This window comes from Nocardia sp. NPDC060249 (genome assembly GCF_042728755.1).
Classification (GTDB): domain Bacteria; phylum Actinomycetota; class Actinomycetes; order Mycobacteriales; family Mycobacteriaceae; genus Nocardia.
On record NZ_JBHXAQ010000002.1, the window covers coordinates 142,597 to 162,432 of the forward strand.

23 protein-coding genes are annotated in these 19,836 nt (G+C 67.3%); 17 read left to right on the top strand and 6 right to left on the bottom strand.

Going from position 1 to position 19,836, the window contains the following annotated elements; all coding sequences use genetic code 11:
- Nucleotides 1-14: 14 nt before the first annotated feature.
- Together ACFWFP_RS08200 and ACFWFP_RS08205 are read left to right on the top strand one after the other, a co-directional pair.
- Nucleotides 15-1,124, top strand: a complete 1,110-nt coding sequence (locus ACFWFP_RS08200) for a serine hydrolase domain-containing protein (protein ID WP_379294009.1) — start codon at nt 15-17, stop codon at nt 1,122-1,124.
- Nucleotides 1,125-1,239: 115 nt separating this feature from the next.
- Nucleotides 1,240-2,016, top strand: coding sequence for a MerR family transcriptional regulator (locus ACFWFP_RS08205; RefSeq protein ID WP_379294011.1), 777 nt, complete (start codon nt 1,240-1,242; stop codon nt 2,014-2,016).
- A 59-nt stretch (nt 2,017-2,075) separates the two neighbouring features.
- Here ACFWFP_RS08205 and ACFWFP_RS08210 read toward each other — a convergent pair whose 3' ends face one another.
- The 5 genes from ACFWFP_RS08210 to ACFWFP_RS08230 form a co-directional block, all read right to left on the bottom strand.
- The gene (locus tag ACFWFP_RS08210) at nt 2,076-2,486 is read right to left on the bottom strand and encodes an NUDIX domain-containing protein (protein ID WP_379294012.1); all 411 of its coding nucleotides are present in this window, start codon (nt 2,484-2,486) and stop codon (nt 2,076-2,078) included.
- A 98-nt stretch (nt 2,487-2,584) separates the two neighbouring features.
- Complete coding sequence (locus tag ACFWFP_RS08215; protein ID WP_379294013.1) at nt 2,585-3,064, bottom strand: carboxymuconolactone decarboxylase family protein; 480 nt, start codon at nt 3,062-3,064, stop codon at nt 2,585-2,587.
- Nucleotides 3,061-4,140: a dihydrodipicolinate reductase gene (locus tag ACFWFP_RS08220; RefSeq protein WP_379294014.1), complete on the bottom strand. Its 1,080-nt coding sequence runs from the start codon at nt 4,138-4,140 to the stop codon at nt 3,061-3,063. Before ACFWFP_RS08220 ends, ACFWFP_RS08215 begins: the two co-directional genes overlap by 4 nt.
- A gap of 49 nt (nt 4,141-4,189) precedes the next feature.
- Nucleotides 4,190-5,302, bottom strand: a complete 1,113-nt coding sequence (locus tag ACFWFP_RS08225; protein WP_379294015.1) for a winged helix DNA-binding domain-containing protein — start codon at nt 5,300-5,302, stop codon at nt 4,190-4,192.
- A 68-nt stretch (nt 5,303-5,370) separates the two neighbouring features.
- Nucleotides 5,371-5,748, bottom strand: coding sequence for a BlaI/MecI/CopY family transcriptional regulator (locus ACFWFP_RS08230; protein WP_379294016.1), 378 nt, complete (start codon nt 5,746-5,748; stop codon nt 5,371-5,373).
- Between the two features lie 216 nt (nt 5,749-5,964).
- On the opposite strand from ACFWFP_RS08230, the gene rox reads away from it, so the two are divergent.
- From rox to ACFWFP_RS08255, 5 genes are all read left to right on the top strand, one after another.
- Nucleotides 5,965-7,404: a rifampin monooxygenase gene (gene rox / locus ACFWFP_RS08235; RefSeq protein ID WP_379294017.1), complete on the top strand. Its 1,440-nt coding sequence runs from the start codon at nt 5,965-5,967 to the stop codon at nt 7,402-7,404.
- A gap of 115 nt (nt 7,405-7,519) precedes the next feature.
- Nucleotides 7,520-8,410, top strand: a complete 891-nt coding sequence (locus ACFWFP_RS08240; RefSeq protein WP_379294018.1) for an RNA polymerase sigma-70 factor — start codon at nt 7,520-7,522, stop codon at nt 8,408-8,410.
- A gap of 91 nt (nt 8,411-8,501) precedes the next feature.
- A complete protein-coding gene (locus tag ACFWFP_RS08245; protein WP_379294019.1) occupies nt 8,502-8,975 on the top strand; it encodes a flavodoxin family protein in 474 nt (157 codons plus the stop codon).
- A gap of 33 nt (nt 8,976-9,008) precedes the next feature.
- A complete protein-coding gene (dinB, locus tag ACFWFP_RS08250) occupies nt 9,009-10,244 on the top strand; it encodes a DNA polymerase IV (protein WP_379294020.1) in 1,236 nt (411 codons plus the stop codon).
- 43 nt (nt 10,245-10,287) lie between these two features.
- Nucleotides 10,288-10,641 carry a PLD nuclease N-terminal domain-containing protein gene (locus tag ACFWFP_RS08255; RefSeq protein ID WP_379294021.1) on the top strand — a complete coding sequence of 118 codons (354 nt, stop codon included), beginning with the start codon at nt 10,288-10,290 and terminating at the stop codon, nt 10,639-10,641.
- A gap of 31 nt (nt 10,642-10,672) precedes the next feature.
- Here ACFWFP_RS08255 and ACFWFP_RS08260 read toward each other — a convergent pair whose 3' ends face one another.
- A complete protein-coding gene (locus tag ACFWFP_RS08260) occupies nt 10,673-11,752 on the bottom strand; it encodes a class 1 fructose-bisphosphatase (protein WP_379294022.1) in 1,080 nt (359 codons plus the stop codon).
- Between the two features lie 126 nt (nt 11,753-11,878).
- Here ACFWFP_RS08260 and ACFWFP_RS08265 point away from each other — a divergent pair, with 126 nt between their 5' ends.
- The 10 genes from ACFWFP_RS08265 (at nt 11,879) to nuoF (ending at nt 19,826) form a co-directional block, all read left to right on the top strand.
- On the top strand, nt 11,879-12,355 hold the full coding sequence (locus ACFWFP_RS08265) for a MerR family transcriptional regulator (RefSeq protein WP_379294024.1): 477 nt from the start codon (nt 11,879-11,881) through the stop codon (nt 12,353-12,355).
- Nucleotides 12,356-12,357: 2 nt separating this feature from the next.
- Complete coding sequence (locus ACFWFP_RS08270; protein WP_379294025.1) at nt 12,358-12,705, top strand: thioredoxin family protein; 348 nt, start codon at nt 12,358-12,360, stop codon at nt 12,703-12,705.
- Between the two features lie 54 nt (nt 12,706-12,759).
- Complete coding sequence (locus ACFWFP_RS08275) at nt 12,760-13,917, top strand: hypothetical protein (RefSeq protein ID WP_379294026.1); 1,158 nt, start codon at nt 12,760-12,762, stop codon at nt 13,915-13,917.
- A 103-nt stretch (nt 13,918-14,020) separates the two neighbouring features.
- Entirely contained in the window at nt 14,021-14,422 is a 402-nt protein-coding gene (locus tag ACFWFP_RS08280) for a hypothetical protein (RefSeq protein ID WP_379294027.1), read from the top strand.
- 373 nt (nt 14,423-14,795) lie between these two features.
- Nucleotides 14,796-15,176 (top strand): NADH-quinone oxidoreductase subunit A, encoded by a 381-nt coding sequence (locus ACFWFP_RS08285; RefSeq protein ID WP_056819816.1) that lies wholly within the window; start codon nt 14,796-14,798, stop codon nt 15,174-15,176.
- A gap of 10 nt (nt 15,177-15,186) precedes the next feature.
- Nucleotides 15,187-15,741, top strand: coding sequence for a NuoB/complex I 20 kDa subunit family protein (locus ACFWFP_RS08290; protein WP_379294028.1), 555 nt, complete (start codon nt 15,187-15,189; stop codon nt 15,739-15,741).
- Complete coding sequence (locus ACFWFP_RS08295) at nt 15,738-16,490, top strand: NADH-quinone oxidoreductase subunit C (RefSeq protein ID WP_379294029.1); 753 nt, start codon at nt 15,738-15,740, stop codon at nt 16,488-16,490. The genes ACFWFP_RS08290 and ACFWFP_RS08295 overlap by 4 nt, the downstream gene beginning before the upstream one ends.
- Nucleotides 16,490-17,803 carry an NADH dehydrogenase (quinone) subunit D gene (gene nuoD / locus ACFWFP_RS08300; RefSeq protein ID WP_378629165.1) on the top strand — a complete coding sequence of 438 codons (1,314 nt, stop codon included), beginning with the start codon at nt 16,490-16,492 and terminating at the stop codon, nt 17,801-17,803. The genes ACFWFP_RS08295 and nuoD overlap by 1 nt, the downstream gene beginning before the upstream one ends.
- Nucleotides 17,800-18,507: an NADH-quinone oxidoreductase subunit NuoE gene (nuoE, locus tag ACFWFP_RS08305; protein ID WP_379294030.1), complete on the top strand. Its 708-nt coding sequence runs from the start codon at nt 17,800-17,802 to the stop codon at nt 18,505-18,507. Before nuoD ends, nuoE begins: the two co-directional genes overlap by 4 nt.
- Nucleotides 18,507-19,826: an NADH-quinone oxidoreductase subunit NuoF gene (gene nuoF, locus ACFWFP_RS08310; protein WP_379295105.1), complete on the top strand. Its 1,320-nt coding sequence runs from the start codon at nt 18,507-18,509 to the stop codon at nt 19,824-19,826. Before nuoE ends, nuoF begins: the two co-directional genes overlap by 1 nt.
- The last annotated feature ends 10 nt before the right edge of the window (nt 19,827-19,836 follow it).

Sequence of the window (19,836 nt, forward strand, 5' to 3'; positions counted from 1 at the left end):
TGGACGCTCATGTCATGACTTCGAACACGAACACCACCACAACCACTGCGGCACAGCACTACCCGACCTTGCAGCAGACCCTCGACGAGATCGTCGCCACCGGTTTCGTCGGCCTGCACGTGCGAGTCGACGACGAGCAGGGCGAGTGGGTCGGCAGCGCCGGGCACAGCGTGCTGGGCGAGAGCGCACCACCGCCGATCAACGGGCGCGTCCGAATCGGCAGTAACACCAAGACTTTCGTCGCGACAGTGGTCCTGCGACTGGTGGCTGAGGGCAAGATCGCCCTGGGCACTCCCGCCGTCGACTACCTGCCCCGATTCGCGCTGGACCCGCGCATCACCGTTCGCATGCTGTTGCAGCACACCAGCGGGATCTTCAATTTCACCGGCGAGTTCTACGAGGACGGGACGACCGCACCGGGTGTGGTCGCGTGGGGCGGCAAAGACTGGGTGGACAACCGTTTCGACACCCACCGGGCCGACGAGCTGGTGCGACTGGCCTTGGCTAAGCCCGCGCGGTTCGAGCCGGGCACGGACTGGAGCTACGCCAACACCAACTACGCGCTCGCCAAGCTGGTGATCGAGGCGGTCACCGGTCATTCGCTGGCCCAGGAGATGGGACGACTGATCCTGGGTCCGCTCGGGCTCACCGACACTGTCGTGCCGGAGACCTCGACCGAGATCGGCGGACCGCACGCCCACGCCTATTACCGCTATGACGACGCCGGGGTGGAGAAGACAGTCGACGTCACCTCCCAGAACCCGTCCTGGATCTCCAGCGGCGGCGACATGATCTCGACCAGCAAGGACCTGCACACCTTCCTCGCCGCACTGCTGAGCGGCAAGCTGCTGCCCGCCCCGCTGCTGGCCGAAATGCTCACGCCCGAAGCCAAGGTCGGCTACGGGCTCGGGGTCTTCGTCCAGCAGACCCGGGCCGGCACCGTCATCACCCACAACGGCGGTCACGGTGGGCATGCGGCGCTGATGTACAGCACGCTCGACGGCACCAAGACCATGACCGCCGCACTCAACTACATCGACGACGCCGACCTGTCGATGTCGGCGACGTTCCAGGCCGCGACGCAGCGCCTGCTCGGCGAAGTGTTCGGTGCCGTCACGGCCTGAACACCCCCTCTGGGCCGCGCCGAACCGGGCGCGGCCCGGAATGCTTGACCTCGACGCACCATCAAGGTCAACTTTCCGAGTAGGACTACCTCGAACAAGGCGGACTGAGCAGATGATGAACGGCGTCACGATCGGCCAGGCCGCGGTTTTCGCCGGTGTCACGATCAAGACCGTGCGGCACTACGAGAAGAACGGTCTGCTCGACGAGCCGGCCCGCGACAGCTCCGGCTACCGGCGCTACGGTTCCGCCGAACTGTTGCGCCTGGTGCAGGTCAGAACCCTCGCCGCCGCCGGAGTTCCCCTGGCCGAGATCGGACCACTGCTCGACGCCGACGCCGATGCGTTCGCCACCGAGCTCGCCGACGTGGAGCGTCGTCTCACCGAGCGGATCGAGGAACTGATCGTGCGCCGCGACACTTTGCACCGGCTGGCCGACGGCGACCGCACGCTGCTGCCCGACCGCGCGGTGGCGCTGCTCGCACGCCTACCCGGCCTCGGCTTCCCCCCGGCCGAGGTCGCGGCAGCCAGGGAAGGGTGGGTGCTGGCCAGAGCGCTGGTCCCGGAGGGCTTCGACGACTACCTCACCAATGTCGAGAACGCCCTCGACGACACCGAATTCCTCACACTGAGCAGGCGCGCCTCGGAATCGGCCACCTGGGAACCGGATGACCCGCGAATCGAGGAGGTGGCCACCGCGCTGGCCGAGCACTACCTCGCCAACCCCGAGCAGCTGAAGATCGTGACGGGCCTGCAAGCCCGCACAGAAGCCGCGACACGCTACAAATTGATCCGCCACCACGGTGAAGAGCGGGAATCAGCCTCGGCCCGGCTGTCGGCCCTGGTCGAAGCGAAACTCCGGGCCGCCGGCGTATACATCCCCGGATCCCGCTGACCCGTACGGTCAGATCCGACCGGAGAGCGCCGAGAACGCCGGCCGTGCCACCGCGCCGGTCACCGCAACGACCCGGCCGCCGCGAGGTCGTCGAACAACAACTGGTCGACCGGGGGAACCAGATCGCGGTCACCGAATCCGAACCAGGCCAGCGCCTCGATCTCACTGCTGGCGGTGAGCACCCCGCGGTAGTCGGCGGTGTAGCACGCCATCCGGACAACGGTGTCGTGCCCGTCGGCGATCGCGGCCTCATAGGTGCCGACATGAACAGCACTCTCGGGCGTGAGCTCGACGGTCAGCTCTTCGGCGACCTCACGGACCAGGGTCTGCAGGTCGGTCTCGACGCCTTCCCGTTTGCCGCCCGGGATGAAGTACACGTCCTTGCCGCGCGGGCGGGCGCACAGGATGCGACCGTTCTCGATCAGCACCCAGGCCACCGTATCGATGAGCTGCTCTCGCGCAGGTTCCATCACGGCCCGCAGCTTAATCGGCGCGAGCGCGACAGTCTTGCCCAGTCCCTGACGCCCGGCCGACGGCGAGGCGGTGCCACCTGTGGCGCACCCGGCGGTCAGTGGCCGGGCAGCACGCACACGGTGTCGAGCCCGAGGACACGGTTGAGGCGGCCGAACGCCAGCCAGGAACCGATGCTCATGCTCAGCTCCACCACCTCGGCCTGGGAGTACTGCGCGAACATCCTGGCCCAGAATTCGTCGTCGAGGCCGTGATGGTCGGTCGCGTAACGCTCGGCGTATTCGGCGGCGAGGCGGGTCCGTTCGTCGAACCGGTCGGTGTCACGCCAGTGGGTGACGGCTTCGGGGAATTCCGCTTCGACCTTCTGCCCCTCGCGTTCGGTGCGCCAGTCCTGACAGAACAGGCAGCCGTTGATCTGGGCGATCCGCAGCCGGGCCGCTTCGAATTCACGCAGGCCGAGGGTGGAGTGCTCGTAGACCGACAGCGAGAACGCCGCCGCGGCGACGCCGATGCCGGGCACCATCTCGCCCCACACATAGCCGATGGGGTCTTTGCCCTCGGGAATATCGATGATCATCGTGGTGTCCTTCCGAGTTTGCCGACCGCGGCGCGCAGCGGCACATCGAGTGCGTCATAGAGATCGGGCGGCGCCTGGACCAGCCAGTCGATGGCATTGACCAAACGTCCTACCGCCGTGGCGTTTCCGCCTGCCGCGCGATTGCCGCCTTCGTCGGTCGCTTCGACGCTGACCTCGATGCGTGGCGAACCTTCGATGATCACCCGGTGGGCACCGTCACCGTCGGGCGGTGTCGGCCAGTCCGGTGCGCAGCTGGGATGAATGCGGGTGACGTGCTCGATCACGATGCGCGCCTGCCCGTCGATGATGCCTTGCACCTCGAACCGCACCGCCCCCTGGGTGCCCTCGTCGAACGCCCCCATCTGGGTGGTCTGCACCGTCGCGTCGAGGGCGCGCCGGTCGACCGTTTCGCGGATCTCGTCGAGTTCGACACCCAATGCTCTGGCCATCAGCCGAATCTGGCCGCCCCACACCATCGTCGGCACGCTCGCCAGCAGCATCGGCGGCTGGTAGTCCATCGGCTGTCCCATCCCGACGAGGTAGCGCACCGAGTCGGGTTGGTCGTAGGTGGAGTAGTCGAAGATCTCCTGGCAGCGCACCACGTCGATGGTGGCGGCGAGCCCGCTGATCAACAGCGGCAGCACATCGTTGCCCCAGCCGGGATCCACCCCGGAGACGAACAGCGAACCACCGCCCGCGGCAATGGCTTCCAGCACCGGTTCGCGCATTTCGGCCGGCGCGTTGCGCGGGTCGTAGAGGGCGTAGAGCGCGGGGGTGACGACGACGGCGCCGATGCGGATCGCCCGCACGATGTCGGCGAGCGCCTCGTCGGGCCGGATCTCTCCGGACGCCGCGTACACCACCGCCTGGGGTCCGGTGGCGAGTAACGCGTCGATGTCGTCGCTCGCGGCCACTCCCAATTCGGTGTCGAGGCCTGCGAGCGTGCCCGCGTCTCGGCCGACTTTGTCGGGGTTGTGCACGAGCACCCCGGTGAGAACCAGCGCCGGATGGGCAGCCACGGCACGGATGGCCGCGCGGCCGACGTTTCCGGTGCCCCAGACGATCGTGGGGATCATCGAGCCACCGTAGCAAGCGCTTGGTTCGTCGTCTGGCGTATCCGAAATCTCAGCTCACGCGGACGCCGAGGCCCTGTGCGCCGACGGACTCTGCCAGCCGGTTCACCGCTGCGGTCAGGGCGCGCTTCGGGACCTTGCGCGCGTCGAACATCGACACCGCGACCTCGTCGTCGATCTGTTCCCAGGTGCCCACGATGCGACCGTCGACCAGCACCAGCGGCGAGATCCAGCCTGCCGTCCTGCTCACCTTCGACCGGTGCTCGGCGGGCAGCAGCGCGGTATCGCCGGTGCCGGGTCCCAGCACGTACTGGTCGAACGGACCCAGCAGATGGACACCGCCGTCGAGGGTCGCCGCGGCGAGATCGTCGGCGAACTCGCTCGCAATCCAGCCGATCCGCCCCTCGACGTCGACCTCGGTCAGCGCGTCACCCAGTGCCGCGAACCACCCGCGCAGCACGGTTTTGCGCACGCTGTTGCGACTGAGCCACGCGTCGAAGACCTCCGGGGTCGCGGGACCGTACGCGCCGAGATAGGCGCGGATCAGCGCCGGTGCGGCGAGATCGGGTTCGGGGATGCCCTTCCACCCGGGTGCCAGGTCGGCCGGTGTGGTGAAGGTGATCTTGGTCCCGCGCGCGGGACCGTGGCACAGCGCGCCCTGCCAGGCCAACGGTTTGAGCACCGCACCCCAGCCGGAGCGCAACTGCTCGCCGAGGTGGGCGAAGCCGGGTTCGGCGAGCACCGCATCGACCAGCTCGTCGCGGGTCAGGACCTGACCCGCCAGAACCCCTGACACCACCTCCACCAGACCGGCCACCTGATCAGGGGTCGCGCCGAACGTCTTCTGCCACGACGGTTTCTCCCAGGTCCGCGCCGATCCGAGCAGCGACAGCGCGGCCGCGGCCTGCTCGGGCACCATCGCGTGCAGGGTGCCGCGCATCGCCCAGGTCTTGATCAGCGTGCCCGCGGCCAACGCCTCACCGACACCGGGCGCGCGGGAATCGCACCGGCGCACCGCCACAGCCATTTCCGCCGCCGACGCCACCTGCGCCTGCACCCCGGTCAACCGCGCCGCCACATCCTCGGCAGCGCCCGCGGTCGGTGCCGTGACGAACTGACGGCGCAGCCGCCAGGCGAACACCTGATCCCATCCGACACTCAGCATGCGTCCCCATCCCCGTGACCGATCCCATTGGAGTCCCCATCAGATCAGATCGGTCCGACAGCAACCGGCTAGCTCGCCTCGGCCCGCCGGGTGGCGACACGGCGCAATGCCGCTCGCAGTCCCGCGAATTCGTCGTCACTGATCCGGTCGACGAAATAGTTGAGGACGAGGTCGGAGCGCCCGCCCACACCGAGCGCCTCGTGCATGAGCCGAGCGCTGTGTTCCTCGCGGGTCACCGTCGGCCAGTACCGGTACGCGCGGCCCTCACGCTCGCGGGCCAGCCAGCCTTTGCGGTGCAGATTGTCCATCGTCGACATCACGGTGGTGTAGGCGATGTCGCGTTCGGTCGCGAGTTCGTCGAACAGTTCGCGCACCGTGGTCGTGTCCACATCGCGGTCCCACAGCCGATCCATCAGCACCGACTCGAGATCCCCGAAACCACGCACCGCCGACCGACTCCTTCACCTTGCCCGAACCGGCTTCACAGTACCGGCACCGCTTCGGTGAGAGTCGCGAGCATGGCAATGGCAAGCACGGAAAACCGTTCCTTGCCACCTCCAACGTATAGCGCACCCCGGGGCTTGCGGCAAGACCCCGGTGATGCCGCACAATCTCTCGGCGAGCCCGCAACCTGCGGAAATCCTGTCGAAGGGGAGTATTCGATGATCGACGTGATCGTGGTCGGCGGTGGACCGACCGGCATGATGCTGGCCGCCGAATTGAGGCTGCACGCGGTGCGTGTGGTCCTGCTGGAGAAGGACGTGGAGCCGACGAAGATCGTCCGCTCGCTCGGCCTGCACGCGCGCAGTATCGAGATCATGGACCAGCGCGGCCTGCTCGACCGGTTCCTCGCGCTCGGACGTCGACATCCGCTCGGCGGGTTCTTCGCCGGCATTCCCGCACCGGCGCCCGAACGACTCGACACCGCGCATCCCTATGTTCTGGCCATCCCGCAACCCCGCACCGACCAGCTGCTGAGCGAGCACGCCACCGAACTCGGCGTCGAGATCCGGCGCGGCACCGAAGTGGTCGGCGTGCACCAGCGCGACGACGCGGTCACCGTCGAACTGGCCGACGGCACCCGGTTGCGTGCGCGCTATCTCGTCGGTTGTGACGGTGGCCGCAGCACCGTGCGCAGGCTGCTCGGCGTCGCGTTCCCCGGTGAGCCGAGCCGGGTCGACACGCTGCTCGGCGAAATGGCATTGACCGCGTCACCGGAAACGATCACCGAAGTGATGGCCGAAGTCCGCAAGACCCAGCTGCGATTCGGCGCGATCCCCCTTGCGGACGGCGTCTATCGCGTCCTCGCGCCCGCGGCCGGAGTCGCCGAGGACCGGACTGTCGCGCCCACGCTCGAGGAGATGAGACAACAGCTCATCGCCACCGCAGGCACCGACTTCGGTGCGCACTCGCCCCGTTGGCTGTCGCGTTTCGGCGATGGCACCCGCCAAGCCGAGCACTACCGGGTCGGCCGGGTGCTGCTGGCAGGCGACGCCGCCCACATCCACCCGCCCACCGGCGGACAGGGACTGAACCTGGGCGTGCAGGACGCGTTCAACCTCGGCTGGAAGCTGGCCGCCGAGATCAACGGCTGGGCGCCACCGGGCCTGCTCGACTCCTATGAGACCGAACGCCACCCCGTGGCCGCCGACGTGCTCGACAACACCCGCGCCCAGATGGCGCTGATGTCGCTCGACGCGGGACCACAGGCGGTGCGCAGGCTGGTATCGCAGCTGATGGAATTCGACGAGGTGAGCCGCTATCTCACCGAGAAGATCATCGCCATCGGAATCCGCTACGACTTCGGCGAGGGCGATCCATTACTCGGCCGGCGACTGCGCGACATCGCGTTGACGCGCGGCCGCCTCTACGCGCAGATGCACGCCGGCCGCGGACTCCTGCTCGACCAGACCGGGCACCTCTCCGTGCGGGGATGGGCGCAGCGGGTCGACCACATCATCGATGTCAGCGAGGAACTCGACGCCCCCGCGGTGCTGCTTCGCCCCGACGGGCATGTGGCGTGGGTCGGTCGAGATCAGCGGGATCTGCTCGACCACCTGCCTGTCTGGTTCGGTCGGCGCGACGACACCGCCGCGGTATGAGGTGTCCGGCGATCTCGACCGGCGCAACGACGGGGATCGTCTGCGCGACAGCGTGGTTGCGCTGACTCGCTGCCGCCCGGAATCATCGGCGTATGAGGCGCGCAGGGGTGGTCCGATGACCGAGTCCGACACATTCGCCACCTTCCGGCCACTGCTGTTCACGATCGCCTACGAAATCCTGGGTTGCGCCGCCGATGCCGAGGACGTGTTGCAGGACAGCTACCTTCGCTGGCGCGAGGCGACGCAGGTGACGCATCCGCGCGCGTACCTGGTGCAGATCGTCACCCGTCAGGCGATCAACCATCTCCGCACGGTCCGGCGTCGCCGCGAGGATTACGTCGGCACCTGGCTCCCCGAACCGATCCGCACCTCGCCCGACGCCGGACACGATGTGTTGCTGGCCGAATCGGTGTCGATGGCGATGCTGCTCGTGCTGGAAACTCTCGGTCCCACCGAGCGCGCGGTGTTCGTGCTGTCGGAGGTGTTCGGGCACAGCCATCGCGAGATCGCGGAGATGATCGACAAATCCGACACCGCCGTGCGGCAGATCGCCCACCGGGCCCGCGCGCACGTCGCGTCGCGGCGCCGGCGCTTCCAGCCGGATTCCGACACCAGCCGCGCGGTGATCGGCCGCTTCCTGCTGGCCGCCGGCACCGGCGATGTCAGCGCCCTCATGGCGGTGCTCGCGCCGGACGTCCTGCAGATCTCCGACGGCGGTGGCCGCGTGAGTGCCGCGCGACGCCCGATCATCGGTGCCGAGCCGGTCGCGCGGTTCTTGATCGGGCTGACACAGAACGCGATGGCGGGCGCGACGGTCGAATTCGGCAGTTTCAACGCACAGCCCACGGTGATCGCCCGATCGAAGAACGGCGATCTGGACACGGTGCTGGTGGTCGAGCTCACCGGCGACCTCATCACCGGGCTCTACGCGGTCCGTAACCCCGACAAACTGCGGTCCATCGATGTCGTGCGCACCCTCGATATCGCCGCCGAACACACACTGTGACGCAGGGCACAGCACCGCCGTGTCACGTCGGCACCCCGAGCGGTGTCTTCGAGAGTGTCCAGCAACGCAGCGGAACGAAAGGACCATTCCCGTGAAGGTCATCCTCGTGTGCAAGTCGGTCTCGCACGGCAACACTCAGCGCGTCGCCGAAGCCATCGGCCAGGTACTCGGCGGCCGGGTCGTCGCCCCCGCCGACATCGATCCGGCCGAGCTCGCCGACTACGACCTCGTAGGCTTCGGCTCGGGCATCTACAACATGGCTTTCCATCCGGAACTGCGCCGATTCATCGCCTCGCTGCCGGCCGGGCACCAGGGCAAGGCGTTCGTGTTCCGCACCAGCGGGTTCCCGGAACCGCCGTTTCGCCGCTATGTCACCAGCCTGACCCGGGACATCGAGAAGAAGGGCTTCGACGTGGTCGACGCCTTCGACTGCCGAGGCTTCGACACCTGGCTGCCGTTGCGCCTGGTCGGTGGCATCCGCAAAGGCCACCCCGACGCCACCGACATCACCGCCGCGCGCGCGTTCGCCGACAACCTGCAGGCCAGGGTCATCTCCGAACCCTGACGGGCCGAACTCGTCAGACCCTGATGCGAACATATGTTCGTGTCCGATTCCGCCGCCCCGCGTCGCCCGCGTATCCAGTCCCGCGCCGAGGCCACGATCCTGCACGCCGACCTCGACTCGTTCTACGCCTCGGTCGAGCAGCGTGACCAGCCGTGGCTGCGCGGCAAACCGGTCATCGTGGGCGGCGGGGTGGTGTTGGCGGCCAGCTATGAGGCCAAGGCGTTCGGAATCCGCACACCGATGAACGCGGGCCAGGCGCTGCGCCTGTGCCCGCACGCGATCGTGGTGCCACCGCGGATGTCGGCCTACGCCGAGGCGAGCAAGGCGGTCTTCGCGGTATTCCACGACACCACCCCGGTGGTGGAGGGGATCTCGATCGATGAGGCATTCCTCGACGTCAGCGGGTTGCGCCGGATCAGCGGCGAACCGATCGACATCGGCCACCGGCTGCGCGCACAGGTGGCCGACCGGGTGGGCCTGCCCATCTCCGTCGGCATCGCACGCAACAAATTCCTCGCCAAGGTCGCCTCCGCCGTCGCCAAACCCGACGGAATACGCCTCGTGGAACCCGGCAAAGAACTCGACTTCCTGCATCCGCTGCCGGTGGAGCGATTATGGGGCGTCGGCAAAGTCACCTCGGCGACGTTGCACGCCAACGGGATCACCCGCATCGGCCAGCTCGCCGAACTCGGCGAACCCCACCTGCGCGCCATCCTCGGACCCGCCGCGGCCCGTCACCTGTTCGCCCTGTCGTGGGCTCGCGATCCACGCCGCGTGGAAACCGGCAAGCGTCGGCGCTCGATCGGCGCCCAGCGCGCCCTCGGCCGCCGCCCCCGTGACCCCGACGAGATAGCCGCCTACCTCGACGGCCTCACCGACCGCCTCGGCCGCCGCCTCCGCGCCGCCGACCGCGTCTGCCGAACAGTGGTGCTGCGCTTACGTTTCGACGACTTCACCCGCGCCACCCGATCACACACCCTGGTCGAAGCCACCGATGCCTCCACCGCGATCCGCCAGGCCGCCCGCCTGCTCCTGCACACCGCCCAACCGCTCATCACCGAACGCGGCATCACCCTGATCGGCCTCTCGCTGACCAACCTCGACGACGCCGACACCATGCAACTCACCCTCCCGCTGGAAGCGCGCGCCGAGAACACCCTCGACGCCACCCTCGACGACCTTCGCCGCCGGTTCGGCTCCACCGCCGTCACCCGCGCCGCACTCCTGCGCAGCGGCGAAGGAATCTCGGTCCCGCTCCTGCCCGACTGACCACCACGGATCCACCGTGCGGGCGACGTGGAATAATCGCCGAATGCCTTACGCCGTCATCGGCTTTCTGACTCTCGCCCTGTGGGTGTACTGCCTGGTCGACATCATCACCAGCCCCGACGCGGGCATCCGGCACCTGCCGAAAATGGGGTGGATCATCGTCGTCGTCCTGATCCCGACGATCGGTGCGCTGCTGTGGTTGTTCGCGGGCAGGCCGGTCAGCGAGTCAGGACCTGCCTCCAATACCCGGTTCGGTGAATACGACCGCCCCGGTCGCCAGGTCGCGTCGAATCCCGACGACGACGAGGCCTTCCTCCGCGGTTTGCGCGAGCGTGCCGAGCAGCAACGTCGCGAGGCCCGCAGGCAACAGGAAGAACGCGACCAGGACCCGGCCTGATCACCCGAAAAGTACGGTGCCGATCACGCATCTACGTGCGCTGATCGTGTTTGGCGGGCCGGAACAGTGACCGCGTGCCGAACAGCGAACTGTCGAACCGCTTGCCCGCGTCCGGTTCCCGGTGATACCGCTCGATGCGCAGCACTTCGTTGCGGGAACCGAAGATGAACGGCACCCGCTGATGCACCCGGGCCGGGGAAACCTCCATCATGCGCTCGTGCCCGGTGGTCGCCGCCCCGCCCGCCTGCTCGACGATGAACGCGATCGGGTTCGCCCCGTACAACAGCGAGACACGGCCCGGCAGTGCGGGATTGCGCGTATCGCGCGGGTACAGATACAGCCCGCCCCTGGTCAGAATGTGGAAGGTGTCGGCCACCAGCGACGCCACCCACCGCATATTGAAATCGCGCCCGCGGGGGCCTTCGACCCCTTCCAAACACTCGAGCACATACCGGCGCACCGGCCGCTCCCAGAACCGCTCGTTCGCGGCATTGATCGCGAAACCCGAGGTGTCCTCGGGGATTCGCATCTGCGGATGAGTCAGCACGAACGCGCCGATTTCCCGATCGAGGGTGAAGCCGTCGACGCCGCTGCCCGTGGTGAGGACCAGCATCGTCGCGGGCCCGTACAGGGTGAACCCCGCACACACCTGCTCCACACCCGGCTGCAGGAAGTCGGTTTCGGCCGGTTCCGCGTCGCCGGCGACAACCGCTTCCGGCGCCCGCAAAATGCTGAAAATCGACCCGACAGGCAGATTCACGTCGATATTGCTCGAACCGTCCAACGCGTCGTAGGCCAGGAGATACTTCCCCCGCCGTTGCGTCGCGGGCAGCACCGTCGCATGCTGCTCGGACAACAACCCCGATAAATGCCCCGACCACTGTGTCTGCCCGACCATGATCTCATCGGTCAACACATCGAGGCGGCCACTCACCGACGACTCGTCCTCGGCCCCCGACCCGACGATCGCCCCCCGCGTCACCTGATTGGCGATGATCTTCGCCGCCGTCGCCACCACATTGACCAGCGCGGAGAACTCCCCCGACGAACCGGGATGCCGATGCTCTTCCTCGATCGTGTACCGGGTCAGCGTTTTCAGTCCATTCGGCATTCGGTCACGACCCCCTGCGAAATCCGGTGCGTCCCTTGCCCTTTCCAGAATGGCTCACGGACCGCCGATAAACAATGTGAACTCTCACTTGACCTTGCCCCTGGGGGCAGCGTTTACATTCGCTGCATGAGGATCGGAGAGCTCGCGCGGCTGGCTCAGCTCAGCCCCAAGGCCATCAGGCGATACGAGGCGCTGGGGCTGGTCGCACCGGAACGGCACCCCAACGGCTTCCGCGAATACGACGACCACACCGTCCGGCTGGTGCGCGAAATCCGATCCCTGAATCGTCTGGGCATCCCGGTGGAGGAGACACGCCCGTTCCTGGACTGCCTGGCCACGGGCAGCGAACACGTCGATGACTGCCCCGCGTCGCTGGCCGAGTACCAGCGGACCATCGACGCACTGACCGCGGAAATCGACGCCCTCACCGCCCGCAGAGACGCCCTCACCGATCGCCTCCGCGACGCCACGCACCGCCACAGCATCACACGAATGCTCCCGTGGCCGACGGCCGTCTCTGCCCTGCAGCCCTCATCACGTAGCGAGGGGACGACCCAGCAGGGCGAGCGAACACCCGACAACCCCACCGAACACGAGGAATAGCGATGACCCTGAGTTCTGCGATCGCCGGCACCGTCGCGGTGACCGATGAGACATTCGACCGCGACGTGCTCGCCCACCCCGGCCTTGTCCTCGTGGACGTCTGGGCGACGTGGTGCCCTTCGTGCAAAATGCTCGCCCCCGTGCTGGCCGAAGTCGCCCGCGAACGCGCGGACACGCTCGCTGTTCGCACCCTCAACGCCGACGAGAACCCACTCACCGCTCGCCACTACCAGGTCATGGCGGCTCCGACGCTGCTGCTCTTCCGCGACGGCCAACTCCTGCGCACCCTCGTCGGCGCCCGCTCCAAAGCGCGGCTCCTCGCCGAGCTGGACGAGGCGGTAACTCACTGATTCGACGCCAACACTGATCGATCGCTGTCGGTGGGCTGTGCCACGATTTCGTGCGTGACCGCACCCTCGCATCTCCTCGCCGAGCATCGTCTGGAATTGACGCTCGACTACGGCCAGTTCATCCTGCACGGCGGGGAGGGCGAGGAGGACGTAGAGCTCGCGCTGCTCGAAGCCGCGCATGCGGACAGGCCGTCGGCGGGCGACGGTCACACCGTGGTGGTGCTCAGCCCGCACCAGAACAACTTCGACATGCCGATCCACATACAGGTGTGGGATCGGCGACCGGTTGACGAGGGCGAGTGGCAGCATGTCAGCGAAGCCCGACTGCACATCGGTGAGCACGGACTGACCATCAGTTCACCTGTCGACGGCTGGGCCGACGCACCCGTGCCGCCCGGTGATTACCTGGCCGAGATCGCCGGAACAGGTTTCGTGAACTACGGCTGGCCCGGCGACACCACACCGGGCGATCACTGGCGAATCCGGCTCTGGCCCGACGACGGCACCGCTGTTCGACCCGCCCGCCAGTGGGACATGCCCGGCTACGGCATCCCCGCCAACAGCGAAGCACCACCGACCGAGCCCACCCCGAGCCCGACCGAGCCGGAGCCGGACCGGCAGCGAGAGCTGCGAGCAGAGGCCGAGGCCAGAGCCCGCGCGGAGTGGGGCGGTGACCCGATCCCCGCCTTCGCCGACACCTATCACGGACGTGAACTCGCGGGCTACGACCGCGCGTTGGCCGAGTCGATTGCTGCCATGAGCGCCACGCAACGGCGTCGCCTGGCCGAGTATTGCGCACAGCGTGCCTACGCCCTCGCCGGTCTCAGTGATCGCGATTGGGTGCGCCCGGCGCTGGACGCGCTCCGATCCGGCGCACCGCTGCCCGAACCCTTCCACGACAACGACGCCGCGTTCGCGCGGCTGGACCGAGACCAGTACGGACCCGACGAGGCGAGCTTCCGGAGCAGCATCGTGTGGGAAAGGCCGGCGCCCCCCGCCCCGGCGCGCAACCCCTACGACCGCGGCAACATCAGTCGCCCACACTTCGCCCTCAACACGGTTTTCCATGCGCGACATGCCGATCCGCTACAGGGCGCGCTCTCCGCGATCACCGAAGCCGCGATCACCGAAGCCGCGATCACCTTCGGCCCTCACGTCGAAAGCCTGTTCACCGACATCCGCGGCGAGTTCGATCTACCGCCGCGGTCCTGAGCGCGGACCCCGCACGGTGCTGATCGACGCCGATACCACTGCGCGACTGGTCGATCCGGCGAACCTGCCACGGTGGCGCCACCCTCGGACGTACGATCCGAGCGTGGCCGAATCCCATGGTTCCACCCCTCTGCGTGTGCTGGTCTACAGCAACGATGCCGATACCCGCCAACAGGTGATCCTGGCGCTGGGCCGTAGGCCGCGCGCCGATCTACCGGAGCTCGACTTCTTCGAAGTCGCTACCGCGCCGGTGGTCATCGAGCAGATGGATGCCGGTGGGATCGATCTGGCGATTCTGGACGGTGAATCCGCTCCGACGGGTGGCCTCGGTATCGCCAAGCAGCTCAAGGACGAGATCGATCAGTGCCCGCCGGTGGTCGTGCTCACCGGCCGACCCGATGACGCCTGGTTGGCCAACTGGTCGCGCGCCGAGGCCGCCGTCTCGCACCCGATCGACGCCATGCAGCTCACCAACGCGGTCGCAGGGATCCTGCTCGCCCGCTGAATGCCGACTATCCGGGCATCGTCCCGACCTGTCGGATAGTCCGCTTCGCACCGTTCCATCTATCACCACTGGTAACGCCGGTGGTTCGCTGACGCGTGCCCAAAGGCGATTACCCCCGTATCGCTCATGAATCGCGGTACCGAAATCGATCAAACCCCTCCCCGGAAACGTGCGGCGGAGCCCCGAAACGGCGGTAGTCTGTGCTCTAGCTCACACGAGCACGGGCTCTTGTATAACGCTCCGCCATCGCTGCACAGCCTTGCGCGAGCCCCGGTTCGGCGGACAACGTTGTCGGCCCCGTCTCGCCGAAAGCTGCCGTCCGCGGCCGGGCCACACGGCTCGGCCTGCTCCAGCGAGGAGGGGAAGTGCAGTCGTGAACATCGAGGTGCCCGCACTCGTACTCGGCGCCATCGCCGCGGCGTTCGCGGTGTTCTCCGTCATCATGGCGTCGCTGATCGGCCCGAAACGCTACAACCGGGCCAAACTCGAACCCTATGAATGCGGCATCGAGCCGACCCCGCACGCCATCGCCGGTGGCCCGGGAAATGCAGCGGGACAGCGCTTTCCGGTGAAGTACTACCTCACGGCGATGCTGTTCATCATCTTCGACATCGAGATCGTGTTCCTGTACCCGTGGGCCGTGCATTTCGACACGCTCGGGCTGTTCGGTCTCGCCGCGATGGCGCTGTTCATCGTCAACGTGTCTGTCGCCTACGCCTACGAGTGGCGTCGCGGCGGCCTCAGCTGGGAATGAGTGGGAAATAATGGGTCTCGAAGAGAAACTGCCCAGCGGGTTCCTGCTGAGCACGGTCGAGGATTTCGCCGGCTACCTGCGTAAGGGCTCCGTCTGGCCCGCCACGTTCGGGCTGGCGTGCTGCGCGATCGAGATGATGGCCACCGGCGCCGGACGATTCGACATCGCCCGCTTCGGCATGGAGGCGTTCCGAGCCTCCCCACGCCAGGCCGACCTGATGATCGTGGCGGGCCGGGTGAGCCAGAAGATGGCGCCGGTACTGCGCCAGGTCTACGACCAGATGACCGAACCCAAATGGGTGCTGGCCATGGGGGTCTGCGCGTCCTCGGGCGGCATGTTCAACAACTACGCCATCGTGCAGGGCGTCGACCACATCGTCCCGGTCGACATCTACCTGCCCGGGTGCCCGCCCCGCCCGGAAATGCTGCTCAACGCGATTCTGGCACTGCACGCGAAAATCGCCGAGATGCCGATGGGCGTCAACCGCGAGGAAGCGATCGCCGCCGCCGAGAAGGCCGCACTGGCCAGCACGCCGACCATCCGGATGGAGGGCCTGCTGCGATGACCTTCGACTCCCCCGACAACACCGACAACTCTGCGGGACAGCAGGTTCCGGAGGAATCGCCCGCACAGGCACCCTCCACACCGCCTCGAGACGAAGTGATCGGAACCCGGCGCGGCATGTTCGGCGTCAGCGGCACCGGTGACACCTCCGGCTACGGCGGTCTGGTCACCCCGGTCGCCCTGCCCGCGGGCACCCCGCCCCCGTACGGCAGCTGGTTCGACGCCTTCGTCGGTACCTTGCGCGCCGCACTCGTGGGCCGGGTCATCGCCTTCGACACCGTGATCGAGAAAATCGTGGTCTTCCGCGACGAACTCACCCTGCACGTCAAACGCGAACACCTGGTCGCGGTCGCGAGCGCGTTGCGCGATGACAGCACCCTGCGATTCGAACTGTGCCTGGGCATCAACGGCGTGCACTACCCCGACGACGAGGGCCGCGAACTGCACGCCGTCTATCACTTGAAGTCGATCACGCACGGCCGCCGCGTGCGGCTGGAAGTATCCGCGCCCGACGCCGATCCACACATTCCGTCGCTGTTCTCGGTCTATCCGACAACCGACTGGCACGAACGCGAAACCTACGACTTCTTCGGCATCCTCTTCGACGGGCACCCCTCCCTGACCCGCATCACCATGCCCGACGACTGGCGCGGGCATCCGCAGCGCAAGGACTACCCGCTCGGCGGGATCCCGGTGGAGTACAAGGGCGCGCGCATACCGCCGCCCGACGAGCGGAGGACCTACAGCTGATGACCGACACCGACTTCCGCCGCGACGAACCACCGGTGGTGACCGTCGCCGGACAAGACTGGGACCAGGTCAGCGAAGTGATCGACGGCGGCGCCGAAGAACGCATCGTGGTGAACATGGGCCCGCAACATCCGTCCACCCACGGAGTGCTGCGCCTGATCCTCGAGATCGAAGGCGAAACCGTCACCGAGGCCCGCTGCGGCATCGGCTACCTCCATACCGGCATCGAGAAGAACCTGGAATTCCGCAACTGGACCCAGGGCGTCACCTTCGTGACCCGGATGGACTACCTGTCCCCGTTCTTCAACGAAACCGCCTACTGCCTCGGCGTGGAGAAACTGCTCGACATCACCGACCAGATCCCCGAACGCGCCACCGTGGTGCGAGTGCTGCTGATGGAGCTCAACCGCATCTCCTCGCACCTGGTAGCTCTCGCCACCGGCGGCATGGAACTGGGCGCGCTCACCCCGATGCTGTTCGGTTTCCGTGAACGCGAACTCATCCTCGACGTCTTCGAGAACATCACCGGCCTGCGGATGAACCACGCCTACATCCGTCCCGGCGGCTTGGCGCAGGATCTGCCCGCCGACGGCGTCACCAAAGTCAGGGAACTGCTCGACCTGCTGCCCGGGCGCCTGCGCGATATGGAACACCTGCTCAGCGCGAACCCGATCTGGAAGAAGCGCACCCAGGACATCGGCTACCTCGATCTCACCGGCTGCATGGCACTCGGCATCACCGGGCCCGTCCTTCGCGCCACCGGCCTGCCGCATGATCTGCGAAAATCCGACCCGTACTGCGGGTACGAGAACTACGAATTCGACATCCCGACGACCACCGGCTGTGACTGCTACGGCCGCTACATCATTCGGATCGCCGAGATGACCGAGTCGATCAAGATCGTCGAACAGTGCCTGGACAAGCTGCGCCCGGGGCCGGTGATGATCGACGACAAGAAGATCGCCTGGCCCGCCGATCTGGAACTGGGCCCCGACGGTCTCGGCAACTCACCCAAACACATCGGCAAGATCATGGGCACCTCCATGGAATCGCTGATCCATCACTTCAAGCTCGTCACCGAGGGCATCAGAGTGCCTGCGGGACAGGTGTATTCGGCGGTGGAGTCCCCGCGCGGGGAACTGGGTGTGCACATGGTCAGCGACGGCAGCACCCAGCCCTACCGGGTGCACTACCGCGACCCCTCGTTCACCAACCTGCAAGCGGTGGCCGCGATGTGCGAGGGCGGCATGGTCGCCGACGTGATCGCCTCGGTCGCCAGCATCGACCCGGTCATGGGCGGAGTGGACAGATGAACCCCACCAGCACACCGATTTTCCTGAGCCTGAGCACCCGTCCCGAACCGTATCCGCCGCATGTACGCGAACGCCTCGAACTGGACGCCAAGGAAATCATCACCCGCTACCCGCACCCCCGCTCCGCCCTTCTCCCTCTGCTGCACCTGGTGCAGTCCGAGGAGGGGTACGTGACGGGCACCGGTATCGACTTCTGCGCCGATCACCTGAATCTCACCGGCGCCGAGGTAACCGCGGTCGCCACGTTCTATTCGATGTACCGGCGCACCCCCACCGGTGACTACCACGTCGGGGTCTGCACCAACACCCTCTGTGCTGTCCTCGGCGGCGACGCCATCTACGAAGCGCTGCGACACCATCTGGAAGTCGGGCACGGCGAAACCACCCCAGACGGCGCGATCACCCTCGAACACATCGAATGCAACGCCGCCTGCGACTACGCCCCGGTCATGATGGTGAACTGGGAATTCTTCGACAACCAGACTCCCGAATCCGCGGTCGCGATCGCCGATGCCCTCCGATCGGGCCACCAGGTCCGCCCGACCCGCGGCGCACCGCTGTGCACCTTCCGCGAGACCGCCCGCATCCTCGCCGGATTTCCCGACGATCGTCCCGGCGCGCTCGAAGGAGCACCGGGCGCACCCACCGTGGCAGGGCTCGAAACCGCTGCCGCGGAGGAGGACTCGGCAGGGGGATCGCGATGATGTCGCTCACCCCGGTACTCAGTGAACACTGGGCAGCCCCGCGGTCCTGGACGTTGGAGAGCTATCGCGCGACCGGTGGCTACGACGGACTGCGCGCCGCCTTGCGCAAGACGCCCGACGAGGTGATCCACACCGTCAAGGACGCGGGTCTGCGCGGTCGTGGCGGCGCGGGCTTCCCCACCGGGATGAAGTGGTCGTTCATTCCGCAGGGTCCCGGCCCCGACGGCACCACGAAACCGCACTACCTCGTCGTCAACGCCGACGAATCCGAACCCGGCACCTGCAAAGACATCCCGTTGATGCTGGCCACCCCGCACACCCTCATCGAAGGCATCGTGATCGCCGCCTACGCGATCCGGGCCGCGACCGCGTTCATCTACGTGCGCGGCGAGGTGGTGCCGGTCTTGCGCCGGCTGCACGCCGCCGTCGCCGAGGCCTACGCCGCGGGCCTGCTCGGCCACGACATCCTCGGCTCTGGTTTCGACCTCGACCTGATCGTGCACGCCGGTGCGGGCGCCTACATCTGCGGTGAGGAAACCGCACTGCTCGATTCCCTCGAAGGCAGGCGCGGGCAGCCCCGTCTGCGCCCCCCGTTCCCCGCCGTCGCGGGCCTGTACGCGTGCCCGACGGTCGTGAACAACGTCGAATCCATTGCCAGCGTGCCCTCGATCCTGCGCAACGGCACCGAGTGGTTCCGTTCCATGGGCAGCGAGAAATCACCCGGTTTCACCCTGTACTCCCTGTCCGGACACGTCGCCCGCCCCGGCCAATACGAGGCCCCGCTGGGCATCACGTTACGCGAGCTGCTCGACTACGCCGGCGGTGTGCGAGCCGGCCACACCCTCAAGTTCTGGACCCCCGGCGGTTCCTCGACCCCGATGTTCACCGACGAACACCTCGACGTCGCCCTCGACTACGAAGGTGTCGCCGCCGCCGGATCCATGTTGGGCACCAAGGCCTTACAGATCTTCGACGACACCACCTGCGTGGTGCGCGCGGTCCTGCGCTGGACCGAGTTCTACGCCCACGAATCCTGCGGCAAATGCACACCGTGCCGCGAAGGCACCTACTGGCTCGTGCAGTTGCTGCGCCGACTCGAAGCCGGCGACGGCACCGAAGCCGACCTGGACAAGCTCGCCGACATCGCCGACAACATCAACGGTAAATCGTTCTGCGCGCTCGGTGACGGCGCGGCCAGCCCGATCTTCTCCTCGCTGAAGTACTTCCGCGACGAATACCTCGCGCATCAGCGACTCGGCGGCTGCCCGTTCGACCCGGCCGCCTCGACCGTGTGGGCACCAGCGAAAGAGGACCGATGAATCCAGCATC

Excerpts from the sequence above, each read along its gene's own strand:
- ACFWFP_RS08200 (WP_379294009.1), top strand. The coding sequence starts at position 15 with ATGACTTCGAACACGAACACCACCACAACCACTGCGGCACAGCACTAC.
- ACFWFP_RS08205 (WP_379294011.1), top strand. The coding sequence starts at position 1,240 with ATGAACGGCGTCACGATCGGCCAGGCCGCGGTTTTCGCCGGTGTCACG.
- ACFWFP_RS08210 (WP_379294012.1), bottom strand. The coding sequence starts at position 2,486 with ATGGAACCTGCGCGAGAGCAGCTCATCGATACGGTGGCCTGGGTGCTG.
- ACFWFP_RS08215 (WP_379294013.1), bottom strand. The coding sequence starts at position 3,064 with ATGATCATCGATATTCCCGAGGGCAAAGACCCCATCGGCTATGTGTGG.
- ACFWFP_RS08220 (WP_379294014.1), bottom strand. The coding sequence starts at position 4,140 with ATGATCCCCACGATCGTCTGGGGCACCGGAAACGTCGGCCGCGCGGCC.
- ACFWFP_RS08225 (WP_379294015.1), bottom strand. The coding sequence starts at position 5,302 with ATGCTGAGTGTCGGATGGGATCAGGTGTTCGCCTGGCGGCTGCGCCGT.
- rox (WP_379294017.1), top strand. The coding sequence starts at position 5,965 with ATGATCGACGTGATCGTGGTCGGCGGTGGACCGACCGGCATGATGCTG.
- ACFWFP_RS08240 (WP_379294018.1), top strand. The coding sequence starts at position 7,520 with ATGACCGAGTCCGACACATTCGCCACCTTCCGGCCACTGCTGTTCACG.
- dinB (WP_379294020.1), top strand. The coding sequence starts at position 9,009 with ATGTTCGTGTCCGATTCCGCCGCCCCGCGTCGCCCGCGTATCCAGTCC.
- ACFWFP_RS08255 (WP_379294021.1), top strand. The coding sequence starts at position 10,288 with ATGCCTTACGCCGTCATCGGCTTTCTGACTCTCGCCCTGTGGGTGTAC.
- ACFWFP_RS08260 (WP_379294022.1), bottom strand. The coding sequence starts at position 11,752 with ATGCCGAATGGACTGAAAACGCTGACCCGGTACACGATCGAGGAAGAG.
- ACFWFP_RS08265 (WP_379294024.1), top strand. The coding sequence starts at position 11,879 with ATGAGGATCGGAGAGCTCGCGCGGCTGGCTCAGCTCAGCCCCAAGGCC.
- ACFWFP_RS08270 (WP_379294025.1), top strand. The coding sequence starts at position 12,358 with ATGACCCTGAGTTCTGCGATCGCCGGCACCGTCGCGGTGACCGATGAG.
- ACFWFP_RS08290 (WP_379294028.1), top strand. The coding sequence starts at position 15,187 with ATGGGTCTCGAAGAGAAACTGCCCAGCGGGTTCCTGCTGAGCACGGTC.
- ACFWFP_RS08295 (WP_379294029.1), top strand. The coding sequence starts at position 15,738 with ATGACCTTCGACTCCCCCGACAACACCGACAACTCTGCGGGACAGCAG.
- nuoD (WP_378629165.1), top strand. The coding sequence starts at position 16,490 with ATGACCGACACCGACTTCCGCCGCGACGAACCACCGGTGGTGACCGTC.
- nuoE (WP_379294030.1), top strand. The coding sequence starts at position 17,800 with ATGAACCCCACCAGCACACCGATTTTCCTGAGCCTGAGCACCCGTCCC.
- nuoF (WP_379295105.1), top strand. The coding sequence starts at position 18,507 with ATGTCGCTCACCCCGGTACTCAGTGAACACTGGGCAGCCCCGCGGTCC.